Annotated in this window: 11 protein-coding genes and 1 tRNA gene; 5 read left to right on the plus strand and 7 right to left on the minus strand. The window is 35.7% G+C overall.

All coding sequences use genetic code 11. The annotated features are described in order from the left end of the window. Positions 1–111 precede the first annotated feature (111 nt). A complete protein-coding gene (locus EIY84_RS06990; RefSeq protein ID WP_124641608.1) occupies positions 112–615 on the plus strand; it encodes a hypothetical protein in 504 nt (167 codons plus the stop codon). Between the two features lie 85 nt (positions 616–700). Here EIY84_RS06990 and EIY84_RS06995 read toward each other — a convergent pair whose 3' ends face one another. Together EIY84_RS06995 and EIY84_RS07000 are read right to left on the minus strand one after the other, a co-directional pair. Continuing rightward, positions 701–1,138: a phage tail protein gene (locus tag EIY84_RS06995; protein WP_124641610.1), complete on the minus strand. Its 438-nt coding sequence runs from the start codon at positions 1,136–1,138 to the stop codon at positions 701–703. Between the two features lie 177 nt (positions 1,139–1,315). After that, positions 1,316–2,491, minus strand: a complete 1,176-nt coding sequence (locus EIY84_RS07000) for a hypothetical protein (RefSeq protein ID WP_187478350.1) — start codon at positions 2,489–2,491, stop codon at positions 1,316–1,318. A 224-nt stretch (positions 2,492–2,715) separates the two neighbouring features. On the opposite strand from EIY84_RS07000, the gene EIY84_RS07005 reads away from it, so the two are divergent. Together EIY84_RS07005 and EIY84_RS07010 are read left to right on the plus strand one after the other, a co-directional pair. Further along, positions 2,716–3,567 (plus strand): transketolase, encoded by an 852-nt coding sequence (locus EIY84_RS07005; RefSeq protein WP_124641612.1) that lies wholly within the window; start codon positions 2,716–2,718, stop codon positions 3,565–3,567. A gap of 26 nt (positions 3,568–3,593) precedes the next feature. Next, positions 3,594–4,538, plus strand: coding sequence for a transketolase family protein (locus EIY84_RS07010; protein WP_124641614.1), 945 nt, complete (start codon positions 3,594–3,596; stop codon positions 4,536–4,538). Positions 4,539–4,653: 115 nt separating this feature from the next. Here the strand turns inward: EIY84_RS07010 and EIY84_RS07015 are convergent, their stop codons facing one another. Beyond that, the gene (locus EIY84_RS07015) at positions 4,654–5,313 is read right to left on the minus strand and encodes a TrmH family RNA methyltransferase (RefSeq protein ID WP_124641615.1); all 660 of its coding nucleotides are present in this window, start codon (positions 5,311–5,313) and stop codon (positions 4,654–4,656) included. A 232-nt stretch (positions 5,314–5,545) separates the two neighbouring features. Between EIY84_RS07015 and EIY84_RS07020 the strand changes: the two genes are divergently transcribed. Together EIY84_RS07020 and EIY84_RS07025 are read left to right on the plus strand one after the other, a co-directional pair. Continuing rightward, positions 5,546–6,571, plus strand: a complete 1,026-nt coding sequence (locus tag EIY84_RS07020; RefSeq protein ID WP_124641616.1) for an asparaginase — start codon at positions 5,546–5,548, stop codon at positions 6,569–6,571. Positions 6,572–6,604: 33 nt separating this feature from the next. After that, a tRNA-Ser gene (locus tag EIY84_RS07025) sits at positions 6,605–6,691 on the plus strand. A gap of 473 nt (positions 6,692–7,164) precedes the next feature. Here EIY84_RS07025 and EIY84_RS07030 read toward each other — a convergent pair. The 4 genes from EIY84_RS07030 to EIY84_RS07045 all read right to left on the minus strand — a co-directional run bounded on the left by EIY84_RS07030 (position 7,165) and on the right by EIY84_RS07045 (position 10,423). Next, a complete protein-coding gene (locus EIY84_RS07030; RefSeq protein ID WP_124641617.1) occupies positions 7,165–7,473 on the minus strand; it encodes a hypothetical protein in 309 nt (102 codons plus the stop codon). Between the two features lie 13 nt (positions 7,474–7,486). After that, complete coding sequence (locus EIY84_RS07035) at positions 7,487–8,743, minus strand: DUF6371 domain-containing protein (protein ID WP_124641618.1); 1,257 nt, start codon at positions 8,741–8,743, stop codon at positions 7,487–7,489. A 247-nt stretch (positions 8,744–8,990) separates the two neighbouring features. Further along, positions 8,991–10,139, minus strand: a complete 1,149-nt coding sequence (locus EIY84_RS07040) for an AAA family ATPase (RefSeq protein ID WP_124641620.1) — start codon at positions 10,137–10,139, stop codon at positions 8,991–8,993. A gap of 8 nt (positions 10,140–10,147) precedes the next feature. Beyond that, positions 10,148–10,423 (minus strand): MerR family transcriptional regulator, encoded by a 276-nt coding sequence (locus EIY84_RS07045; protein WP_124641622.1) that lies wholly within the window; start codon positions 10,421–10,423, stop codon positions 10,148–10,150. Between the last annotated feature and the right edge of the window lie 267 nt (positions 10,424–10,690).

The following is a 10,690-nucleotide window of genomic DNA, read 5'->3' on the forward strand; positions in this document are numbered from 1 at the left end:
TAATGATTTACAAAAATAGTATTAATTTTTCAGTCTAAAATTTTCGCATGCATAAACTTTTGGTATGTGATTTGAAATAAGTAAAATATTAAATTTAAAAAATCAATTATTATGAAAAAATATCTTTTCCTTTCCGCCTTTACAGCTCTTTCCCTAACCACATTGGTAAGTTGCGAAAGAACTACAGATTACATCCAACAGCAAGACAACGATACCTATTCGGTAATGAAAGATGTCACCGGAACGCTAAATGCTGGGAACAATTACACCATCAATCAAAACATTTCCATTCTGAATACCGATGTGGTTTTGGTGTATAGAAACATCAACTCCAACACTGCAGGAGGGAAAGTTTGGCAACTCATTCCTAAAACTTCGTACTTATCCGGAGGTAGAGAGTTAGATTATAACTTCTTGTTTAACACACAAAATGTAGAAATTTTCACCGAAGCCAACTTTGACCAAAGTACGATGACGACTACCGAAAGCAATGCATATCTTAACAATCAAACTTTCAGAATTGTTTTGGTACCGGCATCGGGAAAAAATGCCAATGTTGATTTTAACGATTATCAAGCTGTCGTAAAGTATTTCAATTTGAAAGAACCTAAATAACTTCAATAAGTTAAGAGCCTATTTAAAAAAATCCAACCTTTTGCAATGCATGGGTTGGATTTTTGTTTTCAATTGTGATGTGCTTTTAAGTATTCATTTCCATTCTCATCGTATCATAAGAGATCACCAAACTTTCAGTAGCCAGCTGACAGTTATTGGCGATCAATACCGGTCCGATGTATTGAGACGGAAAAGCATTGTACAACATCCAAAATAAAATTGGAACAAACTCATGATTCAACAAAGAAATTTTAATATCTCGGCGTTCAACCTCTCCAAATTGGTTGGTGTTGATCCATTCAAAAAACTCATTATTCCCTTGTGTGATGTATCTTGTGAGCGTGACATCCGAGTATTTTGTCAGTCCCGGCATTTTGATTTCGTTATTCAGTTTAGAATCTGAATTTCTCACCAACTCTACACAAACGGAAAGATTTAACCCATTAACTTCAAAGATTTCCGATGCTTCACCACCCCATTCTACAGAGAAATGATAGCGATTAATATTTCTTATTCTGGACATGGCATTTTGGTTTTACAAATTACTTTGTAAAAGTACTCATAAAAACACCACAACAACTAACAACCAGACATTTACAGGAAAAACACGGTGCTTTTTGATTTCAAAAAAATGGCCGTCCAACACTTGTTGAACGACCATGGAAAAAATGAAAAGTTTGAAAGTATTATTTTCTACGAATTATCTAAATCCGCCTCTTTTTCCAGATTCTGAAGCAGAACCTTGAGATTGGTTTCTGCTTTCACTACGGAAACTTCCACCACTGTTACTTCCTCTAAAACCGGAGTCACGATTTCCATTACCAAAATTAGTATTGGTCTGTTCTATTCGTTGCGGTTTTTCAATTCTACCTTCGTTTCTAAAACCACTGTTGCTTCTTTCCATTTTGGGTACTGAAGAATTGTCTCTATCGCCACCTCTAAAACCGGAATTTCCAGATTCCCTCACCGGTTTGTTTTGATTTTGAGAAGAAAAACCTTCGTTTCTAAATCCTCCAGATGGATTTTTGGATGAGTTGGATTGATCTCTAAATCCTCTATCCGAATTGCCCGCGTTATTTTGGAAACCTGTATTTTCTCTAAATCCTGATTTGTTATCGTTAGAAATTGCCCAAATGTTATTTCTCAAACTTGAATTTTGAGATTTAAAACTTCCACTATTGTTATTTCCATTTCCATTTCTAAAACCCGAGTATTTAGGATTATCGACAAAGAAACGATCTCTACCCACATAATAGTTGCTTACTTTTACATGCTTATACTTCGGTACGCAATGGTAGTGTCTGCTATAATATGTTCGGTTATAATTTTGGAAATACACAATTGGGTTCATTCTTCTGTAATAACGATCTTGGAATATAACATAAATTCTAGGCCCTAAAATTCGCTCCAACATATAGAATCGGTCGTAGTACCAACGATTAGGATTGGCTCCATAATAAGAATACCAAGAGTTGTAATTTCCAAACCTGTTGTTAACGATCATTATTTGTTGGATCTGAACCGGATTTAAGTTAAATTCAATAAAGAAATTATTCCAATTGATGCTAACAATACTCCTTCTATAATCGTTGTAAAAACCTTGATAATAACCTGAAGGATAGTAATCCGTAGGATAATTGTAATAATAATCTTTAGGAAAATTACCGTAGGCATAGTCATAAAAATTATCATCATAATAATCGTAATCACCGTATTGATCGCCATACTGACCACCGTATTGGTTGCCGTAATATCCACCTCCCGAATTGTATTCTGGATATTGGTTTGGTGGAGGCATATTGTTGTTACTTGGGTAATACTGAGCCACCGAAGAGGTTGCCAAGCCCAATGCTGCTGCTAATAATATTGCTTTCATTGTATTTCAATTTAAGTTTGTTGACAACGATAATAAAAAAAGTATGCCACAATCTTAAAACAAATTGCAAATGATTGAAAAAAGTAAAATTTTAACATTTCCATGAAAAACAAAACACACACGCATACTGATTAACAAAGAGTTACAAATAACAAACTAAATGAGATAAGATTTTATAAAGCCGTATAAAAAACTTAAATTTGCAAAAAATAAATCTTAATAAAATGAGTAAAAGTATTGTTGAATTAAAATCTCTTGCTACACAAGTAAGAAGAGATATTTTAAGAATGGTAGCGGCTGTTAATTCGGGGCATCCGGGCGGAAGCCTTGGTTGTGCAGAATATTTTGTTGCCTTGTATGGTAATATTATGGACTACAAACTTCCTTTTACCATGGAAGGTAAAAATGAAGACCTTTTCTTCTTGTCCAACGGTCATATTTCACCAGTTTTTTATTCGACATTAGCAAGAAATAATTTCTTCCCGGTAGAAGAATTAAACACTTTCAGAAAATTAGATTCCAGACTTCAAGGTCACCCAACCACTCACGAGGGACTACCGGGTATCCGTGTAGCTTCTGGCTCTCTTGGACAAGGAATGTCTGTAGCCATAGGTGCTGCTCTAGCAAAAAAAATGGATGGAGACAAGAATCTCGTTTTCACCCTTCATGGTGATGGAGAGTTACAAGAAGGGCAGATTTGGGAAGCCCTAATGTTTGCTGCTCACAACAAAGTGGACAATTTAATTTCTACCATTGACTACAACAACCGTCAGATCGATGGTGATGTAGATGATGTCCTTTCATTGGGAGATCTAAGAGCCAAACTAGAAGCCTTTGGATGGTTGGTATTGGAAGAGAAAAACGGCAACGATATGGAAGCGGTAATTTCTGTTTTGAATAGCGCAAAAGAAAAATCAGGAAACGAAAAACCCATCGCCATCATCCTTCATACAGAAATGGGTAACGGTGTCGATTTCATGATGGGGACCCATGCTTGGCACGGAAAAGCTCCAAATGCTGAACAACTAGAAAATGCTCTTGGTCAATTGCAATTGGACGAAGTAGCCGATTATTAATTCATCAAAAAAAAGAAAAGATAAAAATGAAATATACATACACAGAAAAAAAAGATACACGAAGCGGTTTCGGAGCTGGATTGGCTGAATTGGCTGATAAAAACCCGAATGTTGTAGCCCTTTGTGCCGACCTAATTGGATCGCTAAAAATGGAGAAATTCATTGAAAAAGCACCAGAACGCTTCATACAAACCGGTATTGCTGAAGCCAACATGATTGGTATGGCAGCCGGATTGGCAACAGCCGGGAAAATACCATTCACTGGGACTTTTGCTAATTTTTCTACCTGTAGAGTTTACGACCAAATCCGTCAATCGGTAGCGTATTCCGGAAAAAATGTGAAAATATGTGCTTCCCATGCTGGGTTAACCCTTGGTGAAGACGGTGCAACTCACCAAACATTGGAAGATATTGGATTGATGAAAATGTTACCTGGAATGGTCGTTATCAACCCGTGTGATTACAACCAAACCAAAGCGGCAACCATTGCCATTGCTGATTATGAAGGACCGGTATATTTAAGATTCGGAAGACCGACGGTACCCGTTTTCATTCCGGAAGATATGCCTTTCGAAATTGGTAAAGGAATTCTTTTGCAAGAAGGGAGCGATGTTACCATTGTTGCAACAGGACATTTGGTTTGGGAATCCCTATTGGCAGCTGAAGAGTTGGAAAAAGAGGGCATTTCTTGTGAAGTAATCAACATCCACACCATCAAGCCTTTGGACGAAGAGATCATCCTGAAATCGGTTGAAAAAACAGGAAAAATTGTAACCGCTGAAGAGCACAACTATCTTGGTGGACTTGGAGAATCTGTTGCAGGAATGTTGGCAAGAAAAAGACCAACCAGACAAGAGTTTGTTGCCGTAAACGACACTTTTGGAGAAAGTGCAACACCTGCTGAATTGATGAAAAAATACAAAATCGATTCTACAGCGGTTATTGAAGCAGTGAAAAAAGTTTTGGCATAATTCCAACTTTTTAAACGATAAATAAAATCCTTCAAAATTTATTTTTGAAGGATTTTTGTTTTATGAAAACCAACACTTGGACCGGCTTGAATAGAGCTTTCCTGTTTGAATTTCATTACTTTTTTTTCAGAAAATCTTGATAGATTTCATGTCCGCTTCGAATGGAGTTGACAGCCCAACGAATTTTAAGTTGCATGCGTTTTTCCTCGCTCAATCGGTGTTCGACACCGGATTTTATAAGTTTCTGTTTTAGATCGTACATGCAAATTGCTGCAGCTACAGAAACATTATAACTTTGTGTAAATCCGTACATGGGAATGGCCAAAGTCTCGTCGCAGAACTCTAAAAAATCGTCCGTAACACCGTGCCATTCGGTGCCAAATACCAAAGCTACAGGTTCATGAATTTGGAAGTCCGGAAGTGAAGTCGCATTATTTTCTGGAGAAACGGCAACTATTTTATAGCCTTGATTTTTAATTTCTTGGAGGGATTCCAGTTGATGAGGTCGTTTTTCGACTTCTACCCAAGTATCTGCTCCTTTGGTTACCGCCAAGTTGGGATCGAAGACATTCTTGCTTTCTAAGGCTATAATTTTATGAAAGGCAGATGCTTCTGCACTTCTAACGATGGCAGCCGCATTACGAAATTGATAGACATCTTCCATGATGGGGAGAACAAAATCTGAACTTTCGTATGATTTTCGTTCAATTTTTTCCAATCTTTCCGGGGTTAAAAAGCCTTTTAGGTATTCGAAATGTTCGTTAAAATCTGTCATGTTGCAAAGTTAAAATTTTATTTTTTAGAAATAAATCCTTGAAGAACTAAAGATAACTTTGTGTATTGTACCCAAAAAAAATCTATGCTCTCTACCCTGCACCCCGACTTGAGTGGAGCTCTTTTTATTTTTTTGATTGAAGCGGAATGTAGATCAATCAAAAAAATAAAAAAGCGGGAACGGAAGGCGGAAAAGGTGCCCAAAAAATTATAATTAATTGTAAATTTAGGCCATGAAAAGAAAAGTTTTGATGATCTATACCGGTGGGACGATTGGTATGGAAAAAGATCATAATAGTGGCAGTTTGAGAGCGTTTGATTTCAATCATATATTCGATAAAATCTCTGAGATGAATCTTTTGGAATGCGAGGTTTCTGTGCATGCTTTTGAGCATCCTTTGGACTCGTCGGATATGGGTCCTGAGGAATGGAAGATCATTGCAGGTGTTATAGAAAGTAACTATCACGATTTTGACGGCTTCCTGATCTTACACGGAACGGATACGATGTCTTACACCGCTTCGGCATTGAGTTTTATGCTGAAAGGGCTAAAGAAACCTGTGGTATTGACGGGCTCCCAACTTCCGATTGGAGATTTGAGAACCGATGCCAAAGAAAATTTATTGACCAGTCTTTATTATGCGAGTTTGTATGAAAATAACGAAGCTCTGATACAAGAGGTGGTGGTGTATTTTGAATATAAATTGTTGCGTGGAAACAGAACATTGAAATATTCTGCGGAGTATTTTGACGCGTACAGAAGTCCGAACTATCCCATTTTGGGTGAATCCGGTGTGCATCTGAACATACGAAAAGAGGTACTTTTAAGGAATGAAGTAACCGAGTTCAGCATCGATTTGCATTTGTGCAAGGACATTGTATTTTGGAGGATATTTCCAGGGATGAGCTTTGAATCCTTGCTCCATCTACCCAAGACCAAAGTGATTATCTTACAGGTTTTTGGATCGGGAACCATTTTTAACAGTCCTGAAACGGAGAGAATTTTGTTGGAAATAAGAGAGCGAGATACAGAAATCATTGTGTTGAGCCAATGCATTTCTGGTGGTATTAGCATTGGTAAATACGAGAACAGTAATGTTTTCCAAAAAATTGGGGCAATCAGTGGTAAAGATCTTACGGCCGAAAGTGCGATTACCAAAGCGATGCACCTGATGGGGAACAAAAACTACAGCAGTAGCTTTGCTGAAAATTTTTCGAAAAATTTACAAGGAGAACTGAATGAAAACTTTGGTGATTAAATAATTATTTGTACTTTTGCATCACCAAAAAAAAGAAAGGTGTCCGAGTGGTTGAAGGAGCTACCCTGGAAAGGTAGTATACGGGTAACTGTATCGAGGGTTCGAATCCCTTCCTTTCTGCAATATACAGAGCGTAATTAACTATTAATCAGTTATTTACGCTTTTTTGTTTTGTAGAATTGTACAAGAATTGTACAAATAGAAAAAGGATAGCCAATAATGACTACCCTCGTGTGTGTTAATCAAACCAAAGAATATATCTCTTTTAGTTCAGACCAAAGATACTATTTTTACACTATTGTACAATACCTTAATAAATATTTCTTCCATTCTTATTTCTTGATAATGTAGGGTTGTGTTGTCAGCTTACAAAACAAAACAAGCATTGTTGGAAATCGAGTTTAGATTTTTGGTTTAGTGTTTCTGTATTTTTGAGGGGGGCGGTAAAAAAATAAACGCTTAAAGGTTCAGATTTTATTTTCGCCCTGCATATATATCTACCCTTACAGTAATCCATAAACACTTCATCAGGGATATATATCTTGTTTTGTTTTTTGGTAACTAAAAAACCACCTTATTAGGGTGGCTTTGTTTTAATTTTGATTATTGTAGGCTTCACATTTCAGCTTATCAATTTGAAATAGTCTTTCGGCTTCTTCTATGGTTAAAATTTGAAGTCTGTCAATCTCTCTTTTTAACCTGCCTTTTCTCCATCTTATAGCGTAGCCGTGTTCATCTACAAAATTGTAATTCCATTCGTACTTTGGCGTTCTTGCCATTACATCACTATTCCATTTATGGATAATGTTATGCCTTTCTTTTGAGGTTAAAGCTTCAATCTCTGCCCTTGTTGGCTTGTGTATTGCAAGGTCTATGCTTTTAAAATACTTTAATTGTTTCATTGTATCCTTTGTTTTAGGTGGTTAAAGTAATATCGTTGTAGGTGTTGGGTTTATACTGTATTTGTTTCTTGATAAATAGACAAGTGATGAGGTCTTTTATTTCTAAAATGTGGGGTTTATTATCTTTCAGGAATGATGTCATTCTTTCAATTAATGTAGGTTCTTTTATAACCTCATCTTTACCAATAAGACTTTCTGCCAAATACTTAAAGTCATCATTACTTATATGATTGAGTGCAGTTAGTAGCCTTTCTTCTTCTGTATAGCTGTCATAAGGTTTTGTTTTCTTTGTGATAAACTCCGACCTATCCAGCTTTATTAAAAAGTCTGCAATATCCGAACCTTTGTCTTTTTCTTCCTGCGTGGCTATTCTTTCTAACAAGTCAATCATTTTAAACTTTGCACCGTGCAATTGCTTTTGATGTTCTTTGACTTTAGTTTCCCATTCTTTAAAAGTACCACCATCTTTGGATAGGTCGGGCAATACATATATGAACCGTCCTTGTAGTGCTTTTATCTTATCAAATGAAAGACTACTTTTATTGTACACGGCTAACCAAATAATATCTTTTAATGGCTCAAAGTGTTTAAAGAATAGTGTGCATATAATTGCTGTCTTTGGAGCTTCTACCAGTCCTATTTTAGCGTTTGGATATTGCTTTAATAGATGGCTTCCAAATAGGCAATTTATTTTTTTATCTTGACTTTTATACTTCAATAACCATTCGGGGGTTGGCTTTACATTCCTTTCAATTATTGAGTGTAGAAAAGTTGTTGAGGTTGTGTGATTATCTTCGTCAAAGCCTTTAACCTGTATAGCATTTACCCTGTTCAATTCGTCAATAAAAGGAAATGTAACCGCACCAGTAATTAAGTCTGTTCCTAAATAATACCTCTCTATTACTTCCGTAACCTCATCAAGTGGATAGTATTTGAGTAGGTTATTTACAAAAGTATTCTCATCATAACCTTGTAGGGTCTTTTTAAAGGTTTCAAAGTCAAAATAAAATACTTCTCTTTGTTGAGGTTTGAAAGGTTTAGGCTGTTTAAACCGTCTTTGATAAGGTGTAAACTCTTTCTTTCCGTAACCTGCTTTGAATGGGTTTAGATGATAATTACATTCATCTAATCGGTCGCATTTGCCAAACTCATCGGGTAGTAGTTCTTTACTCTCATTGTCAATGTAACGAACAAATCTCTTTTTATGGCATTGCGGACAAATGTGTTTTTTTGATGATGGGTCGAGTGAATATTGATAGGAATTAGTCATTTTTTATCAATTTATAAGTTGTTGAAATTCAGCATTTTAGAAGATCGAATAAGGTTTAAGGAAATCAACAAGGTTTAAACCTTATTTTTAGCACTTTTTCATTACATAGTTTAAACCTTGCTAAACCTTATTTATTCCTTTGTTTATCGGTGTTTTAGCTCTTATGGTTTAAAGGTTTAAACCTTGCTTCTAAACCGTCAAAAGTAACATGGTTTAAAGGTTTAGCCGTATATATAATACGGCAAACCTAAACCTTGTGAAAGAAATTAGTATTTAGAGTGTATGGTTTCCGTGGTTGGGATTGTATTATTCTTCCCTCTAATTTTAATTTTGATACCAGCTCTTTCGCATCGTTATTGCCAATGCTTATCTTATATTTCTCTTTGAGTGCTACTTTAATATCAGTCCACAAATTAGAATATCCAATTTCTTTATTTTTTGAGAATAGAGTATTTAGAATATCTGTTATTTTGAGGTCGTCAATAGTTGGACTACTACTTCTTTCTCTTGATGATGTTGATGGTGTGTAGTCTGTAATATAGGGTAGTCCATCGCTGTCAATCTCAAACGCTAAACCATCAAAGTCTTTATCTCTGCTTTCTGTTACCTCAATAAGTGATATATCTTTATTATCTTTCGCTCTTGATATAGAAAGTACGGTTTGAGCTTTATTTACTAATTCAGTGCCTAAATGTCCTCTTGCATTGGTATCGCCTTTGTTTTGATGTAGGACTGTTGTAATATGTATATTGTATTCCTCAGTCCATTGCAGTAAGTATGTAGATAGTAAGGTAGCTTGTTGTTCATCATTGATTGAGTAGGTTAAATCTCGAATACCATCAATAAAAACATAACCTAAATTTTCAGTTGTTTTAATTGCGTAGTCAATGAGTTCAAGTCGCTTCGTTGGTTCAAATCCTCTAAAACGATAAACCTTTAAATTATCAAAGTTTTCCCCCGCAATAGCTCCTATTCTTTTATGCAATTTCTGTACATGATATTCTCCTTGCTCGGTATCGAAATAAAGCACTTTCTTTTTATCGTTTGGCAAATGTCCTGTTATTGTAGCGTTGGTGTCGCAGGATAGTAATGCACCTGCTATCATTGATAAGAAAAATGATTTACGGCTCTTTGCCTTGCCTGTAATTAAGCTAAAATTCCCCAATGAACCAAATATCTCTCCGCTTATTTTCAAGGCTGTTTTTTCAGCTTGTAGCGATTTGTTCATATCTGATTCTACACTATCTAATTGTAATTGTAATTGACTTTTTTCATTTACTTCATCAAAAGCATTAGCCATATCTCCAGTAGTTATAACGCTAAATTTAGGATTAATTTTTGTATCTTTGCCTTGTACTATTTCTTCCACAAGGCTTTGGTTATTAATATTTTCCATCGCCTTTTTTATTTAATGGGTTGAAACAAGTTTTCGATGTCTTCTCTTTTGTAGTAACGCTTACCGCCAATACCGTGCAATTGTAGTTTACCTGCTTTCTCCCAATGCCAAAGAGTGCTACTACTTGCTAACTTACCTCTAACTTCACTTTTAGGGATAAATTCAGACAATAGACCTTTTTGGGGTTCTTCTTGCTTTTCGATAAGTAAACGAGTTAGTTCATTTACTTTCTCCGTTAAATCTGCCACCGCTTGTGGTAACATCTCGAATGAAAAATTGCTCATAATAATATTTTTTAGAACATTATAAAGCCAATATAAACGCTAATCTCATTTTCCCATTTTTGCTTAATTTCGATTTTGTTTTTTCGTTGGTTAGCTTGTTCGGGTTGGATAAGTGTAAAATAAAAAACTCCATAACATTGTTATTATGGAGCAAAGTTGAACGGTACAGAACGGCACAAAAACGGTACACTGTACTATGCTGTACTATTTTATATTTTTATTTATATACGCTTCTAATTCATTCGGATATTCTGAAAGCTCTAATAC

It is taken from the genome of Amniculibacterium aquaticum, from assembly GCF_003852705.1.
Classification (GTDB): Bacteria; Bacteroidota; Bacteroidia; order Flavobacteriales; family Weeksellaceae; genus Amniculibacterium; species Amniculibacterium aquaticum.